Source organism: Methanospirillum sp. (genome assembly GCF_035406105.1).
Classification (GTDB): domain Archaea; phylum Halobacteriota; class Methanomicrobia; order Methanomicrobiales; family Methanospirillaceae; genus Methanospirillum.
The window spans coordinates 1-15,181 of record NZ_DAONKG010000039.1 but is presented as its reverse complement, the minus strand read 5'-3'; the positions used below and the strand labels follow the sequence as shown (position 1 = coordinate 15,181).

The 15,181-nt window shown below is 46.1% G+C and carries 17 protein-coding genes, 1 tRNA gene and 1 pseudogene; 6 read left to right on the top strand and 13 right to left on the bottom strand.

The features are described from left to right. A partial coding sequence (locus PLA23_RS03830) for a tRNA sulfurtransferase (protein WP_324474077.1) occupies positions 1–778 on the bottom strand: 778 nt, incomplete at its 3' end. Between the two features lie 33 nt (positions 779–811). Between PLA23_RS03830 and PLA23_RS03825 the strand changes: the two genes are divergently transcribed. After that, complete coding sequence (locus PLA23_RS03825; protein WP_324328655.1) at positions 812–1,450, top strand: DUF2150 family protein; 639 nt, start codon at positions 812–814, stop codon at positions 1,448–1,450. Between the two features lie 318 nt (positions 1,451–1,768). Beyond that, the gene (locus PLA23_RS03820) at positions 1,769–2,239 is read left to right on the top strand and encodes a DUF5814 domain-containing protein (RefSeq protein WP_324328657.1); all 471 of its coding nucleotides are present in this window, start codon (positions 1,769–1,771) and stop codon (positions 2,237–2,239) included. Between the two features lie 35 nt (positions 2,240–2,274). Here PLA23_RS03820 and PLA23_RS03815 read toward each other — a convergent pair whose 3' ends face one another. The 5 genes from PLA23_RS03815 to PLA23_RS03795 form a co-directional block, all read right to left on the bottom strand. After that, positions 2,275–2,706 carry a protease inhibitor I42 family protein gene (locus tag PLA23_RS03815; RefSeq protein WP_324328659.1) on the bottom strand — a complete coding sequence of 144 codons (432 nt, stop codon included), beginning with the start codon at positions 2,704–2,706 and terminating at the stop codon, positions 2,275–2,277. 113 nt (positions 2,707–2,819) lie between these two features. Continuing rightward, positions 2,820–3,299, bottom strand: a complete 480-nt coding sequence (locus tag PLA23_RS03810; RefSeq protein ID WP_324328661.1) for a protease inhibitor I42 family protein — start codon at positions 3,297–3,299, stop codon at positions 2,820–2,822. Positions 3,300–3,454: 155 nt separating this feature from the next. Continuing rightward, complete coding sequence (locus tag PLA23_RS03805; RefSeq protein ID WP_324474075.1) at positions 3,455–4,261, bottom strand: methyltransferase; 807 nt, start codon at positions 4,259–4,261, stop codon at positions 3,455–3,457. Between the two features lie 64 nt (positions 4,262–4,325). Beyond that, on the bottom strand, positions 4,326–4,733 hold the full coding sequence (locus tag PLA23_RS03800) for an ATP-binding protein (protein ID WP_324328665.1): 408 nt from the start codon (positions 4,731–4,733) through the stop codon (positions 4,326–4,328). 22 nt (positions 4,734–4,755) lie between these two features. Continuing rightward, on the bottom strand, positions 4,756–5,106 hold the full coding sequence (locus tag PLA23_RS03795) for an STAS domain-containing protein (RefSeq protein WP_324328667.1): 351 nt from the start codon (positions 5,104–5,106) through the stop codon (positions 4,756–4,758). A gap of 92 nt (positions 5,107–5,198) precedes the next feature. Here PLA23_RS03795 and PLA23_RS03790 point away from each other — a divergent pair, with 92 nt between their 5' ends. Beyond that, positions 5,199–6,914 carry an MBL fold metallo-hydrolase gene (locus PLA23_RS03790; protein WP_324474073.1) on the top strand — a complete coding sequence of 572 codons (1,716 nt, stop codon included), beginning with the start codon at positions 5,199–5,201 and terminating at the stop codon, positions 6,912–6,914. Positions 6,915–6,930: 16 nt separating this feature from the next. On the opposite strand, the gene PLA23_RS03785 is transcribed toward PLA23_RS03790, so the two are convergent. Beyond that, on the bottom strand, positions 6,931–9,036 hold the full coding sequence (locus tag PLA23_RS03785) for a SpoIIE family protein phosphatase (RefSeq protein ID WP_324331023.1): 2,106 nt from the start codon (positions 9,034–9,036) through the stop codon (positions 6,931–6,933). Further along, a complete protein-coding gene (locus PLA23_RS03780; protein ID WP_324474071.1) occupies positions 9,033–9,533 on the bottom strand; it encodes a protease inhibitor I42 family protein in 501 nt (166 codons plus the stop codon). Before PLA23_RS03780 ends, PLA23_RS03785 begins: the two co-directional genes overlap by 4 nt. 92 nt (positions 9,534–9,625) lie before the next feature. On the opposite strand from PLA23_RS03780, the gene PLA23_RS03775 reads away from it, so the two are divergent. From PLA23_RS03775 to PLA23_RS03765, 3 genes are all read left to right on the top strand, one after another. Continuing rightward, positions 9,626–10,360: a proteasome assembly chaperone family protein gene (locus PLA23_RS03775; RefSeq protein ID WP_324331027.1), complete on the top strand. Its 735-nt coding sequence runs from the start codon at positions 9,626–9,628 to the stop codon at positions 10,358–10,360. A gap of 5 nt (positions 10,361–10,365) precedes the next feature. Then, positions 10,366–10,761 carry a DUF473 domain-containing protein gene (locus PLA23_RS03770; RefSeq protein WP_324331029.1) on the top strand — a complete coding sequence of 132 codons (396 nt, stop codon included), beginning with the start codon at positions 10,366–10,368 and terminating at the stop codon, positions 10,759–10,761. Between the two features lie 72 nt (positions 10,762–10,833). Next, positions 10,834–10,908: transfer RNA gene (locus tag PLA23_RS03765), tRNA-Arg, on the top strand. Between the two features lie 21 nt (positions 10,909–10,929). Here the strand turns inward: PLA23_RS03765 and PLA23_RS03760 are convergent. The 5 genes and pseudogenes from PLA23_RS03760 to PLA23_RS03740 all read right to left on the bottom strand — a co-directional run. Further along, entirely contained in the window at positions 10,930–11,703 is a 774-nt protein-coding gene (locus tag PLA23_RS03760) for a hypothetical protein (RefSeq protein WP_324474069.1), read from the bottom strand. A 71-nt stretch (positions 11,704–11,774) separates the two neighbouring features. Beyond that, the gene (locus PLA23_RS03755; RefSeq protein WP_324331032.1) at positions 11,775–12,203 is read right to left on the bottom strand and encodes a NusA-like transcription termination signal-binding factor; all 429 of its coding nucleotides are present in this window, start codon (positions 12,201–12,203) and stop codon (positions 11,775–11,777) included. 9 nt (positions 12,204–12,212) lie between these two features. Next, positions 12,213–12,500, bottom strand: coding sequence for a 50S ribosomal protein L30e (locus PLA23_RS03750; protein ID WP_324331034.1), 288 nt, complete (start codon positions 12,498–12,500; stop codon positions 12,213–12,215). A gap of 11 nt (positions 12,501–12,511) precedes the next feature. Then, a complete protein-coding gene (gene rpoA2 / locus PLA23_RS03745; protein WP_324474079.1) occupies positions 12,512–13,702 on the bottom strand; it encodes a DNA-directed RNA polymerase subunit A'' in 1,191 nt (396 codons plus the stop codon). A 764-nt stretch (positions 13,703–14,466) separates the two neighbouring features. Continuing rightward, positions 14,467–15,181 (bottom strand): annotated as a pseudogene (locus PLA23_RS03740) (DNA-directed RNA polymerase subunit A'); the annotation flags it as partial.

Below are 15,181 nucleotides of genomic sequence, written 5' to 3'. Positions count from 1 at the left end.
ATAATGCTGCGAGATTGTTTTGTACGTTTCGCCCGATGTCCAGACCGCAAAATATTCCCGGTTCAATATGGAGAAAGCCCAGACGGACACCTCTTCGCATCATAAGCCATGCAGCAACCGGAGAATCAATACCCGCCGAGATGAGGGCAACTGCTTTTCCCTGTGTGCCATAGGGAAGGCCACCCGGACCCGGAACCCGGGTATCATATACCAGCCCTCCCTCCTTTCTGGCTTCAATAAAGATCTCATACTGAGGTGCTGTCAAATCCACCTCTAGATCCGGAATAGCATTAATAATCCGCGAACCTGCCTCAGCGGCAAGCTCCTGGCTGGTAAAACCCTCTACACCCTCCCGACGCGCCCGTACCGCAAACCTGGTATGAGGAGTAAGATGAGGACGGGCAACTTTCACGGCAGTTGTACAGAGATCATCCATACTGTTCCCACAGCAGGTTACCGGAGCAATATCAACGATTCCAAAGATTCTGGAGAGCAAAGAGACAAGATCCACCGATGAGTCTGCATTGACCAGTATTCTGCTCCGGGTGATTGTGATCGTCCCGTCCGCATTCATTCCATTCAGTCCGGCGCGGATATTATCCCGGAGCCGGTTTAAAAACTCCCTGCGCACCGGTTCACTCTTTAAAAATATTTCTCCGAACCGGACCATAACCACTTTGCGGGCATCCTGCTCCATCTGGTCAGTACTTTCTTTTCCGTCCTGAAATGGCTGTTGACTGGAAAGTCTGATCGCGAGTACATATCCTGGAGCCGACAAACTCTTATGCCCGGTAAATCACAGGTGTATGTAATGGCTCCACGCAAAAAGAAAGACTCAGCATCAGCACAGGAAGAAGCCCCCATGAAGCTCTTCTATATCTTTTACAGTCAGGAGCGGTGGGATAACTGGATCAACTCCCTGCGTGAGGCTGATTTTGAAGGTGGCGACGATGACGATATGCCTGAAGGATACCAGATGCTCAATGGATTTAACCAGGATATCTGTATCGAAGTTTTGAAGATTATCAAACTCTACCAGAATAACAGGTTCTCAAAGGATGAGGCATTAAGCAAACTCATCGAGGTAGAGGAGATCATCATGGAACAGGAGGTTGATGAGGATATGATTGAACTCATCGCCCCAATGCATTTCCAGTTGCTGGTCCTGTTCGCTGCTGCAAAAAAATATCTGGAAGGAGGATATTCCGAGGATATCAAGGCACTCGTAAAGAAAGGCCGGGGTATTAACGAAGAGAATACCGAGGAACTCCTTGAAGTGGCAGCAGAGATTGGTGCAAACGTCATCGATGGAAAATCCTGTTGTGGCAGATACATTAAGGATTCTGAGGATATGGGAGTCTTTGATGAATGGCTTATTCAAATTGAGACGATGAATGAAGCCATGGGAACACTGAAAAACTTTGACGAGGAAGCCGGTGAAGTAACATAAATCAATTAAACCATTCCCAAACGTTCATTTTAGTTTCTTTTCAATTTTTGCGCCTTATGAGAAATATTTCATAGTATAAGACTGAATGCACAGGTCCTCAACCCAAAAAAGAATATGATAAGACATACATCCAGATCTTCCTATCAAAAATGACATACATGTAAACTGATTCATATTTCAAAGATATCCAGCCTGACAATTCCGATGATACAGACCGGTGAATGGTGATATATTTTCAAAGATGGAATAGTACTGACAGAAGATTCCTATCTAAAAAAAACATATCCCCCTTTGTTCACCCCGTTTCCTGGAGAATGTATGATTGCATCACGAGCACGACTTCGATACAACCGACAAATTGCCAAACTTATTGGTTTTCGACTCCCTGAAGGAGCATTTCATGGTGCAACCCTTGAAGCTCTTTTATCTGTTCCCTATGACTCGTTTGACCGTTCAACACGTGAACAGATCGTCACATTTATCAAAACTTTTCTCTCATGTAAATGCCAGGACAATCCATTTTGTGGTTGCCCTGAACGAAAATTTGTCAGAGAGATAATTGAGCTTCGGGAATCGGGACTGGACCATATACAAATAAGCCAGTATCTCAGGGATGAGTTTGGTATTGAGATCTATGCCGCAGATATCCTCAGCTATCTTGAAGAATCTGTCCATCTCCTTGAAGCCATTCAGGATATTGCAAACCAGTTTCATGTTCCCCGGATGCAGGAACTGGTTGAACTGCATATTCATGCAATTGAGAAAGGAACTCCTGTGGAAATTGAATAAAAAAAAGCCGGTTTTCCCGGCGGTCAAACAAGAAATTACTCTACACGAATTGTCAGAGAATAGGCTGTTTCATTCCCCACCGTCTCTCCCCACGGCTGTTTATAAATACCATCGAAGGTCTGGTTCCCGACTGTAATAGCCTTAATATACCACTCATGAATTCCTCCAACACCAACCATGCCCAAAGGCGCAGCATCCTGAACATATGTGTCATTTAAAAGTGCAAGACCTTCAGAAAGCGTTACATTCCATGAGAAGCCGGTCGTCGGGTTTTCCGGAAGCTGAATCAGCGCAACCTGATTGAGTGTCATATTCAGTTCAGTAGTATTCATATCGGCGGTAACATTGAATGCCGGCATGGCTGAAACCTCACCTGATTCAGGGACTCCCTGACTTTCTGCGATACAACACGGAACGAGCAGTACTGCTAAAACCAGTACGAAAAGGAATGGTTTGATCCGATCCATGGGATCATATTGTCATCTCATCAGAATAAGATGGTGGGAGAGAACTGAATCAAAGCGTAATAAAACTGAAACGAAAAAAAAGAATTGCCGGTTATACCGACAATGAATGAAATTTACTCTACGAGAATGTTAAGAGTGTACTCGCTGCCAGTCTCTTCTGAATCTGCCTTCTTTTCTACACCAGAGAAGGTCTGTGCTCCAGCTGCAACAGCTTCAACGAACCACTGGTGGAAAGCGCCTGCGGTGCCCTCAATTGCATCGATATGAGTCTCGTTTACCATGCTGAGACCTTCAGATACGGTCACATTCCACTCAAAGTCAGGAGTCTCCGGAAGCTCAATCTTCACAATCTGACCAACAGTCATATTGAGTTCAGTTGTGTTCACATCAGCAGTGACATTAAATGCCTGCATTTCTTCAGCAATCTCTTCGGTTACTGCTTCTGCCGGAACTTCGGCAGTTACTTCCTCAACAACTGCTGCTTCCGGAGCGACCTGAGTTGCTTCTGGTGCTATCTGTTCTTCTGCAATACACCCCGGTACCAGCAGGAGTGCTGAAACCAGTAAGAGAAGGAACGTTACAATCCGATCCATGCCTTTTACATTCAACTCACTAAGGTAATAAGCTAATGGTATTATCCTGCAATATTCTGAGCTTTTCGATGTAAGTATTCCAGAAACCAATTTTGCTTAAAGCATTTGTGGAGTACGACTTTGCGCGCTTGTCATTTTGAAAAATTATTCGATAATCAGGGGACAAATCCCCATCCCTTATAGAATGTATAGCTAAATGTCCCATCCTTACGGGTAGAACAAGAGAGTTCCCGGATACCTTCATCAAAGTCATCGGCTGACATCAGACCTGCCGCAACAGCCTGTTCCCTGACTCCTTGGATCATAGCAATGAAGGTCTTCTCAGTAAACCCAGATACCAGATCAGGCCTGCCTGCATCTGCATAGACCAGCCGCGGTGATACTGTAACGTCAGAGAGCCCTGATGATGTAAGAAGCGGGTAGAGTTTCCTTCCAATGCAGGCATCACCGCCGGCACGTTTCTGAAGAATCACCTGGCATTCGATTACCATCAGAGCCTTTTCAGTCTCCGGATGAAAACAGACCGAGCCATGATCCCCTTCAATGGCAGTGACCGTACCTCCCGGCCGTACAAGATTCTTTACCCGTTGGACAGCTTCGTTTGGATTTTTCAGATGTTCAAGAACAAAACAAAAGATGGCATGATCAAACAGACCAAGGGGGAGGTCACCGGTGAGGATATCAGCAAGATACAACCGTACATTACAAAGCCCTGCTTCATCAATCCTTTTTTTGGCAGCCGCAAGTGATTCACGGGAGATGTCTATTGAGATAAATTCACATGAGGGATTTTGCTTTGCTAATATGCAGGTTTGTGCACCAGTCCCGCATCCTGCTTCAAGTATCCTGCTTTTCGGAGGAAAGAACGAGTCATGATGGATTATATGAGTAAGGGTCCCTGCCTGGTCAGAGAGTCGCTCTGCTTCTCTGGCTGAATACCCATGGACGTAGAAGTGCGTCATGTGTACTCGTACCTATCAGTTCCATCCTTGAGATGGTTTCTGCTGATATGAAATAAAAATAATATTATATGGCCTTTTGCATAATGAGACAATTTCCTTTATCAGTCTGCTGATATCTGACTTCATCCATGAGTGAACGGATCAGATGAACACCAAGCCCGCCAATCCGCCGTTCATCAATTCCTGTGTCAATATCAGCCGGAGGAATAGTAAGCGGGTTAAAATACGGTGCCTCATCACAGATTGTGAGAACAACCAGCCCATCGGCAACGAGACAGTGTACTGCAATCATCCCGGGTGTATCCTTATATCCATGGGTGATGATATTTACCACTGCTTCTTCTGCTGCAAGCTGCATCGCATTCTCAACTTCAAAGGAGAGGTTTTCTTTCTCTGCAATTGCAGAAAGAAATTGTGCAAGCTGTGGAACTGCAGTGATCGTATCTTCAAGATCAATCTGATATGCTGCCATCCATATGCCGGAAAATGTATAACTACGGATTAAGTTTCTCTAATGCCTGTTCAACTGAGGCAGATATCGGAAAGAGCCGATCAAATCCAGTCATTTTAAATACTTCTCCCGGACCTGGCTGAAGATCAGCAAGGGCAATAATACCACCTTTCGTCTTGACGCGCTTTAATGCAGCAAGGATAACCCGAAGTCCGGAACTGCTGATATACTGTAAATCCTTCATATTCAGGATGAGAGTTGAGACACCAGAATCAATCTTCTTTCCTAATTCTTCTTCAATCAATGATGAGGTTGCAGCATCAATCCTCCCGGAAATATCCAGAATCGTAATTCCAGAACTCTGTCGTTCCTGTATTATGAGTTGGTCTTCCATTATCCCCTCGACTCCGCAAATTAAAAAAAAATGTTCCGTCCTATAAGTGTCCTCTGCAAGGAATTTATGATTTTTGAAACCGAGATCTGGTGATGAAAATGGGACAGGCTGTTTTGGTACCTCAGCAATGGCAGGATATACCAGGTACAATAAATGCCAGAATATATCCCTATATCCGAAAACCAGACATCCTCAGTTCAAATGTTTATATTCTTCAAATTAAGGATTATTTTGTCCTGATTGATACCGGAGCTTCTCAGGAAGTGATGGATACAGTATGTAATATCCTCTCAGCAACAATACAGAGCAGAGAGAGACCGTTTCTCATCATCTTCGGGCATGCGCATTATGATCATATCTATCAGGGACTGGTAGACCGGCGGTTTGAAACCTATGGAAGACCAGTCTTTATCTGTCATGCATCAGGCACAGACCTCTTACGAACAGGTGATACACGATATACCCAGGCAGATCTGGTAGACCTTCCTATCCCTCCATTTATCGTTGATATGTCACTTTTTCAGGTCGCTATAAATGGTTCAGATCACCTTGAACGTATATTGCCGGGATTTATGAAAAAGTCAAATAAATATACATTTTTCGATACTATAGAACTCGTTTCTGAGGAACTATGGTTTCCTGACGGGCAGTCACTTACATTCTGGGCAATGCCCGGGCACTCGTATGACAGTATTGCCATTCAAATTGGAGGTCTTTTACATGTTGGTGATATCCCTTTTGCATTAAATCCAGGTGTCGCAGGGATTTATGGATGGGATCGTGAAGAATTTGCCAGAACACTTCAAAGACTTTCCTGGATCCTTGATCATTATGAGATAGGGATTGTCTGTTCAGGGCATGGCAATGCGTTTTCCGGTAATGATTTTCGGCCAGTCCTCCAAAAACTCATTCATTCCGTTACGAACCTGTCAGATATCGCTCTTTTCGACAAAGGGCGGGTAGATCTGGCCATCAGACATGCCATGGACCTCATGGATGAAGTGCAGAGACTTTTTCCGATAATTGCCGGGAGAATTATGCTCCTGCGGTATCATCTCGAAGAACTTGAGGAGTATGAAACCGCACAGGAACTGGAACGCATCCTTCCTGCTCAAGATATTGAAAAAACTCTGGATGAGTTTAATGCCATGTACAGACATTATCAGGAGGGGAATCTACCGGAACTTCAGGTTATCCTGAAGGCATTGCAGACGTTTCAAAAGATCAGGTCATTTCTTTCTGGTCATGACCTTGATCATCTCGTCGATCCCTCTTTTGTTCGTCGTACAAACCGACTCTTTTCTGACCTTTTATCGACTATTCAGGGAGTAATTCCAACTGCAACACGTATGCCCGTCAACCTTGTTGAGATACTTTACGATATCACCCGAAAACAGAACGCTTCTGTGAGTGATGATGACCTGCTGCACTTCGCTGATGATATGGATTTTTTTCAAAGAGCCCTCCTCAGCAGACTGACTGAGTTTCAGAATCGAAGAGAGATACAATGCATAATCGAGGCCCCGGAATATGAATGCATAATCTATGCGGATTCTGAACGGATAACAGATAGTCTGAATGCACTTCTTGATTATTATTCCATATACAATGCACATCAGGTCAGAATAAGGATCCATATGACCGGTGATTCAGTTCAGATATCCCTCATACCCGAAGGAAAAGACTGGAATCCAAAGCTTCCTCTCTCGCGGGCACTCATGAGAACGATTCAATATGCCGGAGGGATGATTACAAAAATGCCGCATAAAGGAGATGATGGGATTGTCATTGCATTTCAAAAGGCATGAAAATGACAATACCACCTCATGATGCCCTGATAAGGATAAGGGTAATATCATCTGATTGGGGTGCATCTTTCGTAAAATCTTTTATGGATGCAATGATTGCTTCAATTAATTGCGAGAGCTCACGATCCCGGTTTTGTTTCAAAACTGTGATGAAGCGCTCCATCCCATATTCTTCGCCGTCCTTATTCATCGCCTCGGTCACCCCGTCTGTATACAGAGTAACAAGATCTCCCTTTTTCAGATCAACGGTGTTTGAATCCAGATCAATCTCATCAATAATGCCAAGGGCTATTCCTTCCGCTCTCAACAGGGTAATATCACTATCCTGACCGGTTAGCATGAGGGGAGGGTTATGACCGGCGTTCACGTAGGTAATTTTCCTTTTGAGATTGTCAATAACCAGGTAAAAGAGCGTTACAAACATGCTGGCTTTTGAATCCCGGCAGATCAGGGAGTTCGCTTCTTTTATTGCACTCGCAGGATCACTCCTCCAGGTTGCACTGACTCTGATGAGTGTTCTGGAGAGCGCCATAAACAATGCCGCGGGCACTCCTTTTCCGCTCACGTCTGCGATGACAAGCCCCCACTCATCATCTCCAACCGGGATAAAATCATAAAAATCTCCTCCGACCTCAAGGGCAGGGCTTGCATAAACGGCAAGCTCCATTCCCGGGATGTCAGGAACGCTATCCGGAAGGAAACTCTGCTGAATGCCCTGGGCTATCTCAAGTTCTCTTGTAAAACGTTCTTTTTCTGCAGTGGTTCTCCGAAGCTCGACAATATAATTGCGAAGATCATACATCATCCGGTTAAAAGCGCCGGCCAGTTCTTCAAACTCATCACCGGATTGGATCTCAACCGGGGTCTGAAGATCTCCATTCCCGATTCGTCTGGCTCCTTCACTCAGAATCATCAACGGGTTTGTGATGAATTTTGAAAAGAATAACGCGATCCCAACGACAGTAATAAAGAGCAGAATGAAACTTGCGATAAGGATTGTCTGTAAAAAAGACATCTGTTTGGTAATGTGGGAATGGGTCTCTTCACTTGCATTCCGGATGATTGAACCGGTAATATGAGCAGGGCCGGTTACCTGTTCAACCGGCATGACAAGACCGATACTCCATCCAACACTTTTCACCGGTGCAAATGCTATATATTTGTCTCCTTCTGCAAATCTGCACCTGCTGACACCGGATAGACCCATAGTCATCTCCTGTGCGATCTTTTTTAGATCCTCATTGGAACTCAAAAGAAGATTGTCAGTCTCAAAGGAATCATCCCACCGCTTCTCACCGGCGCTCAGGCCCGGACGTGAGATGATATCACCCCGCTGATTTATAAGGAACGCATACCCGTCTTCTCCCAGCTGGGTTGTGATAATCCGGTAATTGATCGTTTCTATGGTAATATCTGAACCAATCACCCACGATACATTCATACCAGGATTATGAATTGCCTTTGAGCACGTTATTGCAAGGCCGTTTCCAAGAGCGTCTACGTATGGATCGGTCCATGTGAATTGCGTACTATTGAGCGCATTCCGATACCAGTCCCTGGCCCTTGGTTCAAAATTCGGATCAATACGGGGGGTCCAGGGAAAGATGTAGGTCACTCCTGATGAGGAGGTCACATAGAGAGCGGTGAGCCGGTTGTCGGCGTGGAAGAGGGTATTGAACACCGGTTGGAATGAATTCAGTGCATATATCTCATCACGAACATCTTCTGGTAAGCGATTGGGGGAGAGATGAATAACACCGGTTTCACCAGGTTTTGTGGGTCGTGTATCACGGCTGTACCATTCCACAGGAGTATTATTCTTCCTGATAATCTCCTTACCATAATCATTTATCACCTTCATCTCTGATATGATCTGTTCAAAGACCATGTTCGTGATCTCTGCCTGATCGGTCGCAAGCCGGAGGAGATAGATCTCTGCATCCTCTTCAAGAGCAGTTGTACTCTCCCCAATAGCACGCTCACCAAAGGCAAGACTTGATTCTGTAGCGTAATTACCAAGATTATTTATGACAATCCAGGATATTCCTCCGATAATAAGAAAGATTAGGCTGGTAAGGAGGACCATTATCAGCAATAATTTAACCGTGACTCCAAATCTCATGCAAATCCTGCAGGCTTTCCCTGCTCATTATTCATCACAGTTACCATAATCTTCCGCTGCACGCTTTCCTGATTCCAAGAGGTTGCCCGTGGCCGTAAATTACCAATAAAAGTCTGTGTTCCGGGAGAGGTGGCCCGCACCATCCATTCCCGCATACCAGTAACTTCAACCGGCATATCAATGGGGAATGGAATATACCGGTCTCCGGTGACATACAACCCCTCAGTGACAGAAACCCTCCAGTACCTTCCATCTTCCGGCGTCCAGGGGTAAGAAACCAGCATCGTCTCCCCAACAGACATGCTAACCTGTGTGGTATTCATATCGGCATAGACATCAGGAGGTGCACTGAAAGCCTCAGGATAAACTGTAAATCCAGTATCAGGACGTACACAGCCAGAGACGCACAGAAGCATCATAACGAAGAGGGAGAGGAGGAGAAGATAATCCTTCCTTCGCTGACCTGGCCTGCGCTTTGAAGTAATCATCAGTGTCATGAAAATATGTCATACGTGGATAAGTACCGTTTGTCATGCTTTGCCATTCTCGTGCGACAGACCTATCTTCTCCATCCTCCTATCATTGGTATATGACTCCCAGCCAGATACCTGACGTAATTGTTCAGGCCCGGCCGCTCACGTCCGAAGGGTCCGCTATTTTGATTGGGTTTCCGGGAAGCGGTCTTGTAGGAAGTATAGCCCTCGCATATATGGTCGATAAGCTTGGATTTGAATCGATCGGGACGATGACCAGTAAATATTTTCCTCCGATGGCAATGATGTCAGAGGGAGTCATTGCTGTCCCGGTGAGGATCTATGAAAAGGACAAATTTGTTGCAATTCTTGCAGATATCCCCATTCACCCACAGATATGCTATGAAGTTTCAAATGCCATTCTGGACTGGGTAGCACCCTTCAAAGTATCAGAAGTGGTAACATTGGCGGGCATCATTACAAATGAACCAGAAAAACGTGTTTTCTCGGTTGCAACGGAAAAAGCACTCCTGGACAGACTTGGTGATTCCGCAATACGGCTTCCGATTGGAAGTATTTCAGGTATTGCAAGCAGTATTCTTACTGAGTGCAAAATTCGGGGGATCCCGGGTATCGGCCTTTTGGGAGAGACCATCAATGCACCGGATCCACGAGCTGCAGCCAAGACCGTTGAAGTCCTGAACATGCTCTATGATCTGCAGATAGAAACCTCCGGGCTTATCGAACAGGCTGAGGAGATTGAAGCGCAGATGCACCGGCTTGCAGAAGATGTTCAGACGGCAGAGGAACAACCGGTCAGGAAAGAACCGCAACTTCCGATGTACGGGTGATATCCATGGAATGTATTGCACTTACCGGGATTTTTCCCCAGGTCATCGAAGAGCTCAAAAAAGGAATTCCACGAACGGTTGAACTTACGAGTGCACATAATGTTATTTCACTGACGCAGGTCACACCAGGCTCACTAATATTTCTGACACCCGTTGATTGCGAAGATCTGGCGGTTGGAGATACAGGAATTCTTGTTGAAGTCATCTCTGTTGCAATTACCATGAAGCACACCGTTGAATCAGGACTTGGATACCATCTCATGGAGCGCGAGAAACTCGCTGCGCGGGTAAAGGTAAAATTTATTTCCAAAACGACAATCCGGGCAAATGTATCCAGATGCTCCATCACCGAACCCAGGATTGTTGATGTTGTCAGGCCGGTGGCCTTTCATGCGGGATGAAAAACTCACCCATCTCTGATTTTAACGCTACTATTATCAGGTACAGATGGAAACAAAATAAGGCACATCTTTGGGCCTGTGGCTTAGCCAGGATATAGCGTCGGGCTTCTAACCCGAATGTCGGGGGTTCGAATCCCTCCAGGTCCGTCTGTTTTTTTAAAAAAAAGATTAATATGCCATGTATCTGCTGATATGGATGACCTTATCATAGAAATGATACCGAGTACCATCAATAAAGGTAACATCTGCAGAGATACGGTCCATACAGTTATTCGTCGCGGGGAAGATGACTTCATCACCGATGCTGTTTCCAAGGTTCTTTGTCTCTTTCGAACCATCAGGGCCAATTCTATGAACCTGTAACGTCTTTATCATGTTCTGGCCAAATCCACCCCTGAACTGAACCTCGATTTTGCTGATATCAGCATTTGCCTGGATGATGACTGATTTATTTGCAGGGATATCCTGCACAGGATCAGGTTTTAACGAGGGGGAACGGGCAACTGCTTCACATGGATCAACAAACGGTGCATAATCAGCAGGACAAATACCCCTTATATACTGCATCTTTTCATTCAGGATAACATAACTCTGTCCGTTTGAAAAATATGCAGTTCCGACAACCTGATCACCGCATCCCGATCCTTTAAGGATGACAAAATCTCCCACCACATTACCAAGAATTCCTGCATCTTTGGAACCATCAGGATGGATAACCTCGACCTGGATCTCCTTCAGGAGCCGTTGTCCATGACCTCCTCTGAAAATTGCCGTTGTATACATCCCTTCCTGATTCAGTTGAACAGAAACCGTCAGATTGTTGGGTGGCTGAACGGTTGTTACGGGTACTGGAAATTCTCCTGTATCACATGCAACAGGTGAAACCCCGGTTACCATGCAGATCAGAAGGATGCCACAGAGGATCCATATCCATGTTCTCATATGAAGAACCATATGAGTGAATCCTACCGCCACCTATTTCAAGATTATGAAATAAAAAAGAGATGATCCGGTTATTCAATGATGATATTCTGAATATCGTGCTCTCTCAATGCCAGCATCTTGGTCCGGTTCAGGTTTTTTCCTGCCTTCCCGATTGCCCGGCCACGATCTTCATCCCGGATGACAACATGAGCGATCTGTTCGCCATGATAATCTGAAAACTGTACCTCTTTCACCTGGGCCGGATGGAAGCAATTCCGAATGAACTGGGCAGGATCCTCGGAATACTCCACAGCCTCTATCCTTTTCCCGAAAGATTCTGATGCTTTTCTAATATTGACGCCTTTTTTCCCAATCGCGTATCCCATATCACCGGGATTTACAATGAAAATGAGACGATCATCTTCACTATCATCAATGACATCGCGACTACCTGCCCCAGTTATCTTTTCAAACCGTGCAATGAGTGCGATTGTCTCTTCATTCAGGACTACTCCCATGCAGCCTCGTTACCGGGAAAGGGTAAGGATGTCAGAGTCGCCTGACTCTTCGATTGCAAGTGCGCTCACGATGAAGGGCTTTCCACAGGCACGGCCAAGCTGGACACCTGATCCTTCATAGGTATATGTCTTTACTCCATCCTTACCGGCAAGATAGCTGGAAAATTCTGCAGGGCAGTTCGCTGCTACTACAACCAGCTTTGCAGTTCCCTTCTCAATGCTGTCTTTTGTTTCATTCTGACCGAGGATAACCTTCCCCGTCTTAATTGCACGCCTGAGCGATGTATTGAAATCCATATCAGATACCCCTATACTTTCTGCTTTACTACTAATTTAACATCCCCTGTTCCGAGCTGAATTGGCTGACCTACAATCACGTTTTCGGTCACCCCACAGAGAATATCAGACTCGTGGGCAACTGCCGCATCGAGGAGATGGTTCACGGTCACTTCGAATGCTGCACGGGAGAGAACAGACTCTTTCTCACCGGCAATACCGTGACGTCCGATCTGCTTTACCTCACCTTCCATGCACATCATATCGGCAACCAACATGATATGGCGCACATCAACCATGATACCCTGTTCAGAGAGGGTGGCAAGTGCCTCGTTAATGATGGCATTTCTGGCAGCTTCAATACCAAGCACCTGTGAGATCTCGTTAATGTTATTGGTCCTGGTCCGTGTCGTATCAACACCCCGGATGGCAAACACATCCTTCAGATTTGAACCTTCGGTGTACAGGATATACTCACCTGCTTCTTTCCTGACGACCACACGCTCAATATCATCGATACCCTGAACTATCACATTCCGGACATGCTCTTTGAGCTGGAAGAGGTTCTGATAACTCCCCCGATCCTTGGGTATAAAGACAAGCAGGCCTTCAGACTCATTGGTCTCAAACTCAAAATCACGATAGTGTCTTCGCTCCTTGATCTTTTTTGGTGCTGTCTCAAGGATCTCCCGGACCGTTATCTTCCGTTTCTCACAGACAGCCTTGTTGACATGAACCACGATCTGCATATTTGCCATGTCGGTGGTAATATCTCCAAATTCCTGGAGAGGAGCTGCCTCAATCTGCCAGGATACCTGTCTTGCCTTGTCACGGTCGGTTGAGTATCCTTCACGAAGATAGATCGTCATGGTCGGGGTGGATGGTTCCTTACGTGCATCCATGATCTCAATCAGACGGGGAAGACCTAAGGTAACGGTAATTTCAGCCACACCGGCATAGTGGAAGGTACGCATCGTCATCTGGGTACCCGGCTCACCAATCGACTGGGCTGCAACCACACCGACCGCCTCACAGGGTTCAATCCTCGTATGTTTATACTCTTTAACCATCTGGGCGAGGATTTTGGAATACTGCTCATCGGTCACAATCCGTGACGGATCCGTAAGGCCATCTTTTTCTCTTGATATAATGATTCTGGCAAGGGTAGTGTTGGTCCGGTGGGGAAGCCCGATGGCAATCAGTTCAAAGAACCGTTTTGACATCCGCTCCATCACATGAGGATGCTCGGTCAGTTCATTAAGTGACGGGAGATGATCACGCAGTAATGCCCTGAATTTATCCTGCTCAAACCGGTTCAGACCCTCGAATGCTGCAGCATCCACCCAGTCAGGAATCTTGATCTCCTCTTGGGGAACAGCCTTTCTGACGGTAAAGACCTCCTGCTCCGTGTCAGATGGAAGCGGAAATGTCCGCATGACCCAGTCTTCAAAGTCGCCTTTTTTAAGAAGATCCGTCAGAAAGATCGTGTACTGCTTCTGGGTCAGTCTGAAGTTCGGGTTCTCCTCACGCTTGATATCTTTGATACGATCTTTCAGAATCTTCTCAATCCGCTCAGGAATAGAGCTGATCTTCTCGATAGTCATCTGGATATCAGAGAAATACTCCCTGACCTCCATGGATTTCTTATCAAGGGTGGTCAAACGTGGTCGTGATGCAGGCTTAATAATGGTCTGAGGGAGAATGATCTCGTCTTCTTCTGATCTTACGAGAGGGGAGAAACTGTCGGTAAGCCAGTCATAGAACTTCTCCGCATGAATGAGATCCTCCATCTTGGCGATGAACATCTGATCATCGATGGTGTCTTCAGCCTCCTCATCCTCCTCCTTCATCCGATACTCGACCATCTCGATGAGCACTTCCCGGATATGTTCAGGGATATCATCCGGAAATCTCTTTTTAACCTTGTGTTCATCAAAATACCGGAGTACTGCTGCGGCTGCCTCCGAAGGGATGTTCAGTTCTTCCATCAAATCTCCTCCTTGAGGATGTTGCTCACAATCCCTTCAACATCCACCGGTTCACCAAATGAACTCTTCATCGGATCGGTGGAGTCCTCTCCATATTCGAACTGGATAATCCGTCCTCCGGTGGTTCTGACGGTCATATCATAAGCAACTTTGAGATCCTGCAGTGCGTTGATCATCCGCCGCTGGAGATAACCGGACTGGGATGTTCTGACTGCAGTATCCACCAGACCTTCACGACCTCCAATAGCATGGAAGAAGAATTCTGTGGGGTTCAGACCAGACTTGTAACTGTTCATGACAAATCCATGAGCCATTGCCCCGCGGTCGTGTTTCTTAAAATGAGGAAGGGTCCTATCCTCATACCCTCGCATAATACGCTCACCACGAACCGCCTGCTGACCCACACAACCGGCCATCTGAGTCAGGTTCAGCATGGAACCTCTGGCCCCGGAGACTGCCATGACCACGGCTGAGTTGGACAGACCAAGATGACGGCCTGCAATCTCTCCCGTGTTATCACGAGCCTTTCCAAGCACCTGCATGATCTGCATCTCAAGGGTCTCTTCAGGGGTCCGGCCTGGCATGGGTTCAAGCTGCCCGTCCTCGAAGATCTGAATACGCCGCTCAACATCCTGTGCAGCCCGTTCAAGAACCTCACGAATCTGACCATAATCACTCTTTGAGAGATCTTCATCATCTATAGCAAAAGTAAAC